This is a genomic window from Streptomyces sp. NPDC102514, from assembly GCF_055584525.1.
The window spans coordinates 146688-159367 of the sequence record NZ_JBVJLW010000010.1 but is presented as its reverse complement, the minus strand read 5'-3'; the positions used below and the strand labels follow the sequence as shown (position 1 = coordinate 159367).

Here is a 12680-nt window from a genome sequence, read left to right as displayed (position 1 = left end):
CGAACGGGACGGGGAACGGAACGGGGAACGGGAACGGAGAACAGGGACGAGGAATAGCGGACGGGGAACAGCGGACGGACGTGCACCGGGACGGACGTGTGTCGGGCCGGACGTGTACCGGGAGGGGCAGGTCAGGGCTCGTCGATCTCGAACTGGTCGTACTTCTCCATGAGCGCGACCATCTCGGCCCGCGACGGGGTGTTCCCGTCGGCCAACAGCTCCGCCAGACCGGTGAAGTAGGCCTCGCGGTTCTCCGCGGGCGTGAAGATGATCAGCATCTCCGCCGGTGCGTCGCTGTCGTTGCGGAAGCCGTGCACGGCGTGCTCGGGCACGTGCAGGAAGTCGCCGGCGTGGGCCTTGTGCCAGCCCGTGCCGTCGTGGACGGTGACCTCTCCGGAGATGACGTAGAACGACTCGGAGATCCGGGTGTGGTAGTGCGGGGCCGCTCCGGCGGCGCCCGGCAGCATGTGGTGGTGGAAGAGGCCGAGGCGGCCGTCGGTGGTCTCGGCGAGCGCGATGTACCGGGTGGTGGTGGTCTCCCCGATACGGACCTTGACGGCGTCGCCGAACCTCTTCAGGGTCGAGACCAGCAGCGTCATGACGGGTCCTCCCACATGCTCAGGTACCGCTCGCCGGTGTCGGGCAGGACGGTGACGACGGTCTTGTCCCGGTACTCGGGACGGGCCGCGACCGACTGTGCGGCGTGCACGGCCGCACCGGAGGAGACCCCGACGAACAGGCCCTGCCCTGCGGCGAGTCGGCGGGCGGTGTGCAGCGCGTCCGCGTCGCTGACGGCGATCACCTCGTCGATCAGGGAGACGTCGGTCGTCGGGGCGATGAAGCCGCCGTTGAGACCGGGGATGCGGTGCCGGCCCGCCTGTCCGCCCGACAGCAGCGGGGACCCCTGCGGCTCGACCGCGACGATCCGTACCCCGGAGTCGTACTCCCGCAGATGACGGGCGATCCCGGTGAGGGTGCCGCCGGTGCCCACCGCGCAGACCAGGGTGTCGACGCGGCGGCCGGTCGACGCGAGCGCGGCGGTGATCTCGGGGCCGGTGGTGGCGTAGTGGGCCTCGACGTTGTCCGCGTTCTCGTGCTGGCAGGGGAACCAGGAGCCCGGGGTGAACGCGTGGATCTCCTCGGCCTTCTCGATCGCTCCCGGGTAGCCGCGGTCCGCGGGGGTCTGGACGACCTCGGCGCCCAGCGCCGCCAGCAGCCGCACCCGCTCGGTCGTCGCGTTGTCGGGCAGCACGATGACGCAGCGGTAGCCGCGGGCCGCGGCCAGGGCGGCGAGCGAGATGCCGGTGTTGCCCGAGGTGGCCTCGACGATCGTGCCGCCCGGCGCCAGATCGCCGCGCGCCTCGGCCGCCCTGAGCATGTACAGGGCCGCCCGGTCCTTGCTGCTGGACATCGGGTTGGCGGCCTCCAGCTTGGCCAGTATCTCGGCGCCCGGTGCCAGGCCTTCGAGCCTCAGCCGGATCAGCGGGGTGGCGCCCACCAGGTCGTCGATGCCGTCGGCGACGGCCGGCCGGACCAGGGACGGTTGGGAGGTGTGCGGTGCGAGGGTGCGCATGGTGTGATTCCTTGTCAGATCTGGGCCTGCGGGCGGAAGGGGCGGGAACACCGGGCTGCGGGCGGGGAGACCGGAGGGAGGCGGACCGGTGGCGCGGAAGGCGGTCGAGCGGGAGCCGGGGGATCCGGCGGCGGGAGGTCGGGCGGCGGAAGGTCCGGGGGCGGGGGAGCGGCTACCAGGAACCGGCCGAGGCGATGCTCGCGATGGTGTCCTCGGCCGGGCGGCCCGGGGTGCGCCCGGAAGCGGTGGCGGCCAGCATCCGCATCCCCTCCGGCACGTCCTTGTTGACCAGGGCCTGGGCGCCGATGATCGCGTCGTCGCCGACGGTCACCGGGCCGAGCACGGTGGCGTTGGTGCCGAGGATGACGTTGCGGCCCACGACCGGATGCCGGCGGTCGCCCTGCGGCCTGTTGTTGTCGCTCCACCAGCCGACCGCGCCGAGCGTCACCTGGTGGTAGATCGTCACGTCGTCGCCGATCGTGCACGTCTCGCCGATGACCACCGCGGCTCCGTGGTCGATGAAGACCCGGCGGCCCAGTACCGCCCCGGGGTGGATCTCGACCGCGGTCAGCCGGCGGGCCCAGCGGGCCAGCAGCCGTGCCGTCATCCGGTGTCCTCCGGTGTGCAGCCGGTGGGCGATCCGGTGCGTCCACAGCGCGGTCAGCGCGGGGTGCAGCGCGGCTTCGAGACGGCCGCGGACGGAGGGGTCGCGCTCGACGACGACGCGCAGGTCCTCCCGCATCACCCGCATCAGCCGCAGCGGGCCGGTGCCGGGGAGGGACGGAGGGGTGGCCGTCGGTGCGGCGGCCCGGGTGCCGGCCGGGTCGGTCCGCCGGAAGGGCAGGACAGAGGCGGGCTCCTTGTCGGTGGCGCTCATGGGGGCTCCAGTCGGTGAGGAAGGGGCGGCCGTGGACGGGTCCGGGACGGTGTGCGGGGGCACGTTCCGCTCCCGGTGAGGAGGGGGAGCCCGACGGCCGCGGCTGTGGTCGAGGTCCCGAGAAGACAGTGCCCCACGCCGTTCCCGCTCTCTTCCCGCCCGGTTCCCGCCGCCCACCGGTGCGCGGGAGCGGTTCGGCGGCCCGGCCGGGAACGTACGGGGAGGGATCCGGGAACGGGCGGAGGGACACTCCCGTCGAGCGCCACTCCGCGCGGAAACGCGTGGGCACGGCCGGAACAGTCGGTCCGGCGCCCTCACGCATCAAGGAAGCATCCACACATGTACGAACATTCAGTTGACCGGCCATCAGTTGCCCGGCCGTCAGTTGTCCGGGGCACCCCGGACATGGGCGAGCGCGACAGCCGCCGGATCCCGCCCGCCGTCGAGGAGACGAGGAGCCAGCCATGAGCGCGACGGCCGACCGCTACCGAGAGCCGCACCCCCCGGACAGTGCTCCGCAGCGCCTGCTGCTGCTCTGTCCTTCGGCCAGCCTCGTCCGCGAGGCCGTCGCGGCGGGTTTCGCCGTACGGGTGCTCGCGGACGCCTCCCTCACTCCGGAGGCACAGGAGTCCCAAGGGTCCCAGGAGTCCCTGAAGCCCGCGACGTCCCCCCATGCTCCGGACTGCCCGGACGAGGGCCTTCCCCCCGGGATACCGGTGGAGCTCGTCGACCTCACGGACGAGACCGCGCTGGTCGAGGCGATCGACGTCGCGGTCCGGGTCCACGGGACGCAACGGCTGCTGGCCTTCGCCGGAACGGCCGCCCTTCCCGCGGTCGCGAAGACCGCGGCCCGTCTCGGCGTGACCCCCAACCCGGTCGACGCGGCCCGGCTGCTGGGCGAACCCGCGGCCATGAGGGCCCTGCTCAACGGCAGCAGGCACTCGTACGTACCCGCCGCACAGGCCCGTACGGCCCAGGAACTGCCCGCCGCGGTCGAGGAGATCGGCGCGCCCGTCACCGTACGCACCCTGCCGTCCTCCACGCGGACCGCGTCCTGTCCCAGCGGGTCGGCGGGTGAGCGTTCCTATCTCGTGGAGCAGTATCTGGAGGGCCCGGAGTACGGCGTCGTGACGCTCACCGTCGACGGTATGCACCGGGTCGTCGGTGTCGTGGCACTGCACGGCGCCTGGCATCCGAGCAGCCATCTGTTCCCGGCCCCCCTGGGGGAACGGGACGAGGCGGAGGCGCGCGCGATCGCGACCGAGCTGCTCGACCTCGCCGGTTACGAGTTCGGCTACGCCTACACCGTGGTCGTCCTGACCGCCGACGGCCCACGCGTGGTGCGTTCCCGGGCCGACTACCCGGACGATCCGCTCGCCTCCCTGATCGAGCTCGCGACGGGCTTCCGCGCCGAAGCGGAACTCGTCCAGGCGCTGGCCGGGAAACCCGTGAACGTGCCGACTGCCGACCGGTACGCCGCCGTCGCGTCCTACCGGCTGCCCGTGGGGCGGCTGTTGTCGGTGTCGGGCCTCGAATCGATCTCCGAGCTGCCCGGAGTGCACCGGGTCCACTTCCCGTACGCGTCCGGGGACGACATCCCCGGCCACGGCGGCGGCGCGGACGGCTATGTGCTGCTGAGCGCGGAGTCCACGCAGGAGGCCGCGGAGACGGTCACCCAGGCGGGACGGCTGCTGCGCGCGGAGGTGAGCCGGCGCCCCGACCACCTCTGAGTTCCGGTACGCCGCTGTCGTACACCCCTGCCGTACGCCTCTGCCGTACGCCGCCCGCACGGCCCGAAGGAGGCCGTGCGGGCGGTCGTCGTGAGCGTGCGCGGGCCCCGCCGAAGGGGTTCCCGGGTGCTTCCCCGCCGCACCCGACGGGCCGGTAACGGACCCGGAACGGGCCGGGAGCGCCCGGCGCGACCTTTCTTTCTGTCAGCACCGCAGATCGCGACGACAGAAGGCGGACAACATGATTCTCAAGGGCTTCGGAACCTCGGCCGGTCTCTTCGCCTCCGCGGCGGTCACCCTCGCTCTCGCAGCCGGTGTCGCCGCCGGGACGGCCGCCGCGAGCCCCACCTCGGACGAGGGTCCGAACTTCGTCCCCGGCTTCTCGCTCGCCCTCGACGCCGCCACGGACCGCGGCCCGGCCCGCACACTCGCCTCCGACGAGGGCCCGAACGTCATCACCACCGGCATCGAGGGCGACGAGGGTCCGAACATCGTGACGGCCGGCGCGGAGGGCGACGAAGGCCCGAACGTCGTCGCGGTCGGCGCCGAGGGCGATGAGGGTCCGAACGTCGTCACGGCCGGTGTGGAGGGTGACGAGGGCCCGAACGTCGTGACTGTCGGCGCGGAGGGTGACGAGGGTCCGAACGTCGTCGCGGTCGGCGCCGAGGGTGACGAAGGCCCCAACGTCGTCACCGATGGTGCGAACGGTGACGAGGGCCCCAACTTCTACGCCGCCTGAACCGCTTGAGGCCCGCCCCCGGACGTCGCGTCCGCCCCGCCCGCTGAACCTCGCCCCACATGCCGATGCCCGCCGTGACGAACGGCGGGCATCGGCATGTGGCGTTTCACCCGACCGGCGGGTCAGTCCGCCCGGCGGTAGCGGCCCGGGATCCCCATCGCACGGAACGCCTCCTCGGCGGCAGCCCCCCGCTCGGCCGCCCCCTCGGCGTCACCCAGCGCCGCCAGGGCCCGGGCGATGCCGTCCAGGGCGTAGGCCTCCTCCACCCGGTGGCCCAGCCGGGCCGCGGACGCGTGGGCCTGCCGGTGCAGCCCCAGCGCCCGTTCGTCGTCGCCGTCCCGGTGGAAGAACCGTCCCGCGGTGTTCCACACGGTGACCTCCCGTACGGGCGCGTCCTCCAGCCCCTTGGCGGCAAGGGCCTCCTCCACCCAGGGCAGCACCTGCTGCCGCCGCCCGAGCCGGCCCTCGGCCTCCGCGGACAGGACGAGCTGCAGCGCCCGGTCGGCCGGGGCCAGCGCACCGGGGGCACGCTCGCGGGCCGCCGCCAGCGTGCGGGCGGCCGTCGCCACGTCACCCATGGCCAGCTGTACCTGCGCGAGATCGCTGAGTCCCACGAGTTCCTTCTCCGACGCGCCCAGTTTGCGGGCGAGTTCGATGGACCGGGTCGCCGCGCTCACCGCCTCCTCGAAGCAGCCGCGCTCCATGTAGACGCCGCTGACGTTCGACAGGGACTCCGACTCGGCCCGCTCGGCGCCGAGTTCGCGCTTGAGGGCGATCGACTGCTCAAGGCGGGGAAGCGCCTCGTCGAAGCGGCCGGTGGTGGCGAGCAGCAGGCCCAGGACGCCGGTGTCCTTGGCCTGGCCGCGCCGGTCGCCCAGTTCCACCGCCAGTTCGTGCGCCTCGACCGCCGCCGCTATGCCGTCCTCGAACCTGCCGCGCTTCCAGCAGGCGACCGCCAGATTGGACAGGCTCAGCCGCAGCAGATCGGTCTCGTTCAGACGGCGGGCCGCGGCGAGCGCGGTACGGCACAGGGCGAGGAAGTCGTCGAGCCTGCCCCGCAGATCGAGGTGGAAGACGACGTTCGCCGCGAGCAGGGCGACCTCGCGGTCCAGGCCCCGGCGGAAGGCCAGGGCGATTGCCGCGAGCAGACTGTCCTGCTCGCGCTCGAACCAGTCGCGGGCGGCTTCCGGCGTGGCCAGCGGGGCCAGTTCCGGCTGGAACGAGGGTGTCGGACGGGCCATCCGCACCCGGCCGGGGAAGAGCAGGTCGCAGGCGGCGTCCGAGGCGGTGAGCGAGAACTCCAGCAGGCGCCGGACCGCGCCCGCGGCCTCCTCGGAGAACTCGCCGGTGCCGCCGGAACTCCGCGTGTGCGACAGCATGAGGGCGAAGCTGCGCACGAGGTCGTGGAACGCGTAGCGGCCCGGCTCGTGCTGCTGCACGAGGTGCATGTCGAGCAGGTACTCCAGGACGTCCTCGGCGTCCCTGACCCCCAGGTCGAGCAGGGCCGCCGCCGTGTAGACGTCGAGATCGGCGCCCGGGTACTGGCCGAGGAGCCGGAAGGATTTGCGGTAGTCGGCGCCCAGTCCCTCGTACGACAGCCGCAGGGTGACCTCCACGCTGCGTTCGCCGGCGCTGAGTTCGGCGAGGCGGTGGGTGTCGTCGCGGAGCCGGTCCACGAGGTAGCGCACGGTCCAGCGGGGTCGTTTGCGCAGTCGTGCCGCGGCGATGCGCAGGGCGAGCGGCAGGTGCCCGGCCAGGTCGGCGAGGTCGGCGACGGCCGTGGGTTCGGCCTCCGCGCGGCGCTCTCCGATGATGCCGACGATCAGGGCGACGCTGTCCGGCGGCGCCATCGTGCCCAGGGACACCGAGTGCGCCGCGTCGAGGTCGACGAGCAGGGCACGGCTGGTGATCAGGACGACCGTGCCGGTGGGCGAGGCGAGGAGCGGCTTCACCTGAGCCTCGTCGACTACGTTGTCAAGCAACAGGATCATGCGGTGTTTGGTCATGGTGGAGCGCCACAGGTTGATCCGGCCCTGCGGGTCGTCGGGGATGCGTTCGCCGGGAATGCCGAGCATCCGCAGCAGGGCCTCGGCCGCGGCGGGCGGGGCGAGGGGTTCCTCGCCCGGGGTGTAGCCGCGCAGGTCGAGATGGAGCTGGGCGTCGGGGTACTGCTCGGTGAGACGGTGTGCGGCGCGCACGGCCAGCGACGTCTTGCCGCTGCCGCCCATGCCGTCGATGGCGATGATCAGGGGGCCCGAACCGGTGGCGCCCTCCACGAAGCCGAGGAGCTTGTGCAGTTCCTCCTCGCGGCCGGTGAAGTCCCGCAGGTCGTAGGGGAGGGTGGAGCGGCTGCCGGTCACGGCCGGGGCCGCGGTCGGCGAGGGTGCGGCGGCGACGGTCAGGGAGGGTTCGTTGCGCAGGATGGCCTGGTGCAGCTCCCGTAAGGCGTCGCCCGGCTGGATGCCGAGTTCCTCGTCGAGCAGGGCGCGGATGTTCCCGTACTCCTCCAGCGCCTCGGCCTGGCGGCCCGAGCGGTACAGGGCGAGCATGAGCTGGCCGCGGAGGGTCTCGCGCAGTGGGTTGCCGCCGATCGCCTCGCGGATACCGGCGACCAGTTCGGCGCCCTCCCCGGCCTCCAGTCTGAGGTCGAAGAGCTGCTCCACCGCGGTCATGCGGCGTTCCTCCAGCGAGGCGGAGGCCGCGTCGACGACCGCTCCGCCGTTGCCGGACAGCACCGGGCCGCGCCACAGGGCGACCGCTTCGCGCAGGAGTGCCGTCGCCTCCACGGCGAGGCCGGCGGTGGCGTGGTCGCGGGCCCGCCGCAGGGCGTCGGTGAACTGCAGCAGGTCCAGTTGCTCGGTCGTGACGGCGGCGCGGTAGCCGGGGCCGTCCGTCGCGATGAGGGTGCGTCCGTCGGGGATGCGCTGGCGCAGTTCGGCGACGGCCTTGCGTACCTGGTGGGCCGCGGTGGCCGGGGCGTCCTCGTCCCAGACGGCTTCGACGAGCCGGTGGACCGGCAGGACGCGCTGGGGTTCGAGGAGCAGCGTCACCAGGACGCGTTCGCTGACGGGCCCGCCGACGTGGACGCGCTCGTCACCGTCCCAACATTCCAGAGACCCGAGGATGCGAAAGCGTACGGGCGGTGTTTGGCGCATGGCGCGTGCCCTCTCCTCGGTCCGGGGGCGGCCGCCCCCGGCGCTGCTCGCCTGCGGGGAGCAGCGGGGCGGAGCTCGCGGCAGGACCGGAGACCGCTTCCCATTCCTCGATGTTCCGCAGGGAACCGCGCTGGGCGGCCATCACTGTCGTGTACATCCTGACCCACAATGTGTACCGACCGGTGCGGCTTCACACGTCTCGTGGCTGAGACGCGGGGCGCGCTGGTGGATATCGGACAAGTTTTTGTAGGGGTTTAGGCTTTGCGCAGGTCGCCGACGGGTGAACGGACCGGGTGCAACGGGCATACCGCGGGCGGGCGTCGACGGCCGACTGCCCCGGCCGCGAAGGAGCCCCTCCCGGAGCACGGGAACGGCACGACGCGAAGCATCGTTTCTGCACCGGCTGTGTCGCGGAGCGTAGTTCCCGTACGCTTCCCGGCCGGGTCGGAGGTCAGGGGCGCAGCCCCGCCTCCCGGGGGCGCGGGGAACTGCGCGACCCGCCCCCACCGGCCCGCAGCCGAAGTCCCCCCGCCCCGCCCGGCGTTCCGAAGCGAAAGCGCAAACGCACACGGCCGGTGGCCGACGGCGGAAACCGTCGGCCACCGGCCGTGTGCGTCCGGTGTTGTCAAGGGCGCCTCGACAACGCGGGTTCGGCGTCCGGAGGCGCCGGCGCACGGTCCGCCGGCTCCTCGATCGGCGTGTCGGCGAGCAGGCCTCCACGGCCCCAGTGATCCTGCTCGACATCCCGTACGAGCACGGTCACGACGTCTCTCGGGCATCCCGCGATCCGGGCCACCGTCGTGGTCAACTCGTCCACGAGATCGGCTCGTTTCTGTCGGTCGTTGCCCTTCCACCAGTCCACGGTCACCACAGGCACGGTCTTCTCCTCATTCGTCGGGTGTGTCGAAGGATGTGTCGGGAGATTTCTCAGGGGTGCTGAAGCCCCTCGGCCACCGGGAACTGGTCGAATCTGCGCGCCAGTTCCTCCAGCATCCCGGGGGTCGGTTCGGGCGACGAGTTCAGCAGGTCGCCCAGTTCGCGGAAGTACCTCTCCCGGCCGCCGTCCGGGGTGAACATCACCAGCAGGGTGGCGGGATCGGCGCCGGGGTTGCCGAACGCGTGGCCGGTGCCGGGCGGCACCATCATGAACGTGCCGGGGCCGGCCACGCGCCGCTCCGAGCCCAGGGTGAGCAGGACGTCGCCGCTCGCCACGTAGAACATCTCGGTGAGTTCGTTGTGGAAGTGCAGGGGGGCTCCGGGTGCGCGGGGCGGGAGCCGGTGTTCGGTGAGCCCGAAGCGGCCGGCCGTGTCGTCCCCGGTGACGAGGAAGGAGACGGGGGTGCCGTCGACGACGGTGGTGGGACCGGCTCCGGGCTCGATCACTCGGGGGAGCGTCACCGCTCGCCCCCGGCATCCGCCCGGACGGCCGCCGTACGGGGCGACAGTGTCCGCAGTGCCACCGCGGCGGCCACCAGGGCGAGGACGGCGGTCAGCGCGTACGCCCGGCCGAACGCCTCGCCCGCGGGCGCGTCGCCCAGTACGAGGACCAGTACGGCCAGTCCCATGGCGCCGCCCGTGTACTGCGTCGTCGTCAGGACGGCGGACGCGGTGCCCTGTTCGCTGTCGGGCACGTCCTTGGTGCCCGCGATGTACATCCCCGCGAAGGCCATGCCCTGGCCCAGCCCGCTGACCAGCAGGCCCGGCAGTACGGCGGTCCAGTAGTCCGAGCCGCCCGTCCCGAGACCCAGCAGGGCGAGGCCCACCGCGCCGACCGTGAATCCGGTGGCGAGGGTGCGGCGGATGCCCCAGGACCCGGCGAGCTGCCCGGTGACGAGGTTGCCCGCCACCACGCTCAGCGCCAGCGGCAGGAAGGCGATACCGGCACCGAGCGGACCGTAGCCCCACACGTCCTGGAGGAAGAGGGTGATCAGGAAGAACTCGGCGCCGACGCTCGCCATGTAGAGCGCCGACATCGTGCTCGCACCGGCCAGCGAGCGGACCCGCAGCAGGGCCGGCGGGATGAGCGGGGTGGCGGCCGGACGCCGGTCGTACGCCGACCAGGCCGTGCCCAGGGCGACGGCCGCGGCCAGGCAGCCCAGGCAGGACGCGGAGGCCCAGCCGTCGACCGCGGCCTGGGTGAGCGCCGCCACCAGGAAGAGCACGGCGCCGGTGAACAGGGCGGCGCCGGGGATGTTGAGGTGCCTGACCGACGCCTTGGTCCGCGCGCCGGCCGGCAGGACCCGCAGCGCGAGGACGACGGTGAGCGCGATGAGCGGCACGTTCACGAAGAACACCCACCGCCAGGAGAGCGCGGCGGTCAGCACACCGCCGATCAGTACACCGGCGGCGAGTCCCACCGCGCCGATCGCGCCCCAGATCGCGAGCGCTCGGGAACGGACGGGGCCTGCCGGGAACGCGGCACCGATCAGGGCCAGCATGGCCGGGGTCAGGGCGGCGGCGCCGATGCCCTGCGCGGCACGGGAAGCGACCAGCAGCCACTGGTCGCCGGCCAGTCCGGCCGCGAGCGAGCCGAGACCGAACAGGGCCAGCGCGCCGAGGAAGAGCCGGCGCGGCCCGGTCAGGTCGGCGGCCCGGCCCCCGACCACGAGGAAACTGGCGAAGAAGACGGCGTACGCCGACACGACCCACTGGAGCCGTTCCGGGGCGAGGCCCAGGCCCGATCCGATGCTGGGCAGTGCCACGTAGATGATCGAGTAGTCGAGTGCCACCAGGAACTGGGCGATGGACAGGGCGAGCAGCGCGGCCACCATACGGCCGGTGAACCGGGTGGAGGCGGGAGGGGGAGCGGGGGAGGCGGGGATAGGAGAAGGGGCGGAGGTCTCGGCGGAGGTCTCAGGGGTCTGGGCGGTGGTCATGACAGGGCTCCGGTCGGTTCCGGGCTGGTCCCGGTGAGGGCTCGGGTGGCGACGCGGGTCGTCGCCGGGGTCGTGACGCGGGCGGTGAGCGGTGTTCCGTGCAGGAGAACGTCGATCACCGAGGGGAAGTCGGCGACGACGTGGTCGGCGCCGGCGGCCTGAAGCGCCTCGGCGGTGTCGACGCCGTAGGAGACGGCCACGGTCCGCAGGTCCGCGGCACGGGCCATCGCCATGTCGGTGACGGTGTCGCCGACGTACCAGGACCGCGAGGCCTGTGCGCGGAGGTCGGCCAGGGCGCGCAGCGCCATGTCGGGGTGGGGCTTGCCGCGTTCGACCATGTTGTGGCAGATGACGGTGTCGAACCGGTTGAGGATGCCGGTGGCGTCCAGCAGCGCGTGGGCACTGGCGTAGATCTTGGAGGTGGCGATGCCGAGCGGAATCCGCGCCGACCGCAGCCGGTCCAGCCCCTCGACGACTCCCGGCAGCAGGAGTTCCGGCCCCCGGCTGAGGACGTCCGTGGTGAAGCGGCGGCGGTAGCGGGCGGCGGCCTCGGCGGTCACGGTGTCGTGGACGCACGTGCCCAACAGCCCCGCGAGAGAGGCCTCCAGGGGTTTTCCGACCGTGGCCAGCACGTCCGCGTGCGAGGGATCGGCGCCGAGACCGCGCACCACGTCACCGATCAGTTCGGCGATGGCGGACGGGGTGTCGGCGAGAGTGCCGTCGATGTCGAAGACGAACGCGGTGGTCATGCCGCGGCCACCTGTCCGACGGGCTCGGCGGTGGCGGCGTACGCGACCGCGAGGTGCCCGGCGAGCCGGGCGGTGCTGATCAGGACCTCGCGGTTGGCGGCGGCCGAACGGCCCTCCGTGGCCCGCGAGACGGCCTTCATCAGATATGGGGTCGCGGCGGGACCGCGCACCCCGTCGTCCTCGGCGGCGCGCAGCGCCCCCTGGATGACCCCTTCCATGAGGTCGCTGTCCAGGGCGTGTTCCTCGTCGATGGGCGCGGTGATCAGGGCGCCGCCGGGCAGCCCGGCCGCCCAGTGAATCCGTACCGCGCGGGCGATGTCGCCCGGGTCGTCGATCCGCTGGGGGACGCGCAGTCCGCTGGAACGGCAGTAGAAGGCGGGGAAGTGGTCGAAGCGGTAGCCGATCACCGGCACCCCGAGCGTCTCCAGGTACTCCAGGGTCAGGCCCAGGTCCAGGATGCTCTTCGCACCGGCACAGACCACGGCCACCTTGCTCCGCGTGAACTGCACGAGGTCGGCGGAGACGTCGAAGCTCTCGCCCGCACCGCGGTGGACTCCGCCGATGCCCGCCGTGGAGAAGAACGGGATGCCCGCGAGATCCGCGGCGACGATCGACGAGGCCACCGTGGTGGCACCCAGGCCGCCGCCGGCCAGTACGACACCGACATCCCTGCTGGACACCTTGGGCACGTCGGTACCGACCGCGAAGCGTTCCATGTCGTCGGGGGACATGCCCACGGTGAACCGGCCGCCGTCCAGCCCGACGGTCGCCGGGACGGCACCCGACTCCCGGACCGCCTTCTCGATGGCGAGCGCGGTCTCCACGTTGCCCGGATAGGGCAGTCCATGGGCGATCACCGTTGATTCCAGGGCGACAACGGGCCGGTTCTCGGCCAGCGCGTCACCTACTTCCTCACTTGTACGCAGCAATGGGTGCACGAGGGGTCTCCTGAACGATTCGTCGTACGAGGTCGGGGAGCGG

Annotated in this window: 11 protein-coding genes; 2 read left to right on the top strand and 9 right to left on the bottom strand. The window is 72.7% G+C overall.

Annotated elements, in window-relative coordinates:
- Positions 1-131: 131 nt before the first annotated feature.
- The 3 genes from ACZ60E_RS25540 to epsC all read right to left on the bottom strand — a co-directional run bounded on the left by ACZ60E_RS25540 (position 132) and on the right by epsC (position 2327).
- Complete coding sequence (locus ACZ60E_RS25540) at positions 132-599, bottom strand: cupin domain-containing protein (RefSeq protein ID WP_210890866.1); 468 nt, start codon at positions 597-599, stop codon at positions 132-134.
- A complete protein-coding gene (locus ACZ60E_RS25535) occupies positions 596-1573 on the bottom strand; it encodes a PLP-dependent cysteine synthase family protein (RefSeq protein ID WP_384799190.1) in 978 nt (325 codons plus the stop codon). Before ACZ60E_RS25535 ends, ACZ60E_RS25540 begins: the two co-directional genes overlap by 4 nt.
- Before the next feature lie 172 nt (positions 1574-1745).
- A complete protein-coding gene (gene epsC / locus ACZ60E_RS25530) occupies positions 1746-2327 on the bottom strand; it encodes a serine O-acetyltransferase EpsC (RefSeq protein WP_469443546.1) in 582 nt (193 codons plus the stop codon).
- A gap of 587 nt (positions 2328-2914) precedes the next feature.
- Here epsC and ACZ60E_RS25525 point away from each other — a divergent pair.
- A complete protein-coding gene (locus ACZ60E_RS25525; RefSeq protein ID WP_469443337.1) occupies positions 2915-4180 on the top strand; it encodes a hypothetical protein in 1266 nt (421 codons plus the stop codon).
- A gap of 241 nt (positions 4181-4421) precedes the next feature.
- On the top strand, positions 4422-4919 hold the full coding sequence (locus tag ACZ60E_RS25520) for a hypothetical protein (protein WP_469443336.1): 498 nt from the start codon (positions 4422-4424) through the stop codon (positions 4917-4919).
- A gap of 122 nt (positions 4920-5041) precedes the next feature.
- On the opposite strand, the gene ACZ60E_RS25515 is transcribed toward ACZ60E_RS25520, so the two are convergent.
- The 6 genes from ACZ60E_RS25515 to ACZ60E_RS25490 form a co-directional block, all read right to left on the bottom strand.
- Complete coding sequence (locus tag ACZ60E_RS25515) at positions 5042-8074, bottom strand: AfsR/SARP family transcriptional regulator (RefSeq protein WP_469443334.1); 3033 nt, start codon at positions 8072-8074, stop codon at positions 5042-5044.
- Positions 8075-8699: 625 nt separating this feature from the next.
- Positions 8700-8951: a tautomerase family protein gene (locus tag ACZ60E_RS25510; RefSeq protein WP_469443332.1), complete on the bottom strand. Its 252-nt coding sequence runs from the start codon at positions 8949-8951 to the stop codon at positions 8700-8702.
- A 50-nt stretch (positions 8952-9001) separates the two neighbouring features.
- Positions 9002-9457: a cupin domain-containing protein gene (locus ACZ60E_RS25505; RefSeq protein ID WP_469443331.1), complete on the bottom strand. Its 456-nt coding sequence runs from the start codon at positions 9455-9457 to the stop codon at positions 9002-9004.
- A gap of 11 nt (positions 9458-9468) precedes the next feature.
- On the bottom strand, positions 9469-10950 hold the full coding sequence (locus ACZ60E_RS25500; RefSeq protein WP_469443330.1) for an MFS transporter: 1482 nt from the start codon (positions 10948-10950) through the stop codon (positions 9469-9471).
- Positions 10947-11699 (bottom strand): HAD family hydrolase, encoded by a 753-nt coding sequence (locus ACZ60E_RS25495; protein ID WP_469443328.1) that lies wholly within the window; start codon positions 11697-11699, stop codon positions 10947-10949. Before ACZ60E_RS25495 ends, ACZ60E_RS25500 begins: the two co-directional genes overlap by 4 nt.
- Entirely contained in the window at positions 11696-12637 is a 942-nt protein-coding gene (locus ACZ60E_RS25490; RefSeq protein WP_469443326.1) for a pseudouridine-5'-phosphate glycosidase, read from the bottom strand. The genes ACZ60E_RS25495 and ACZ60E_RS25490 overlap by 4 nt, the downstream gene beginning before the upstream one ends.
- Between the last annotated feature and the right edge of the window lie 43 nt (positions 12638-12680).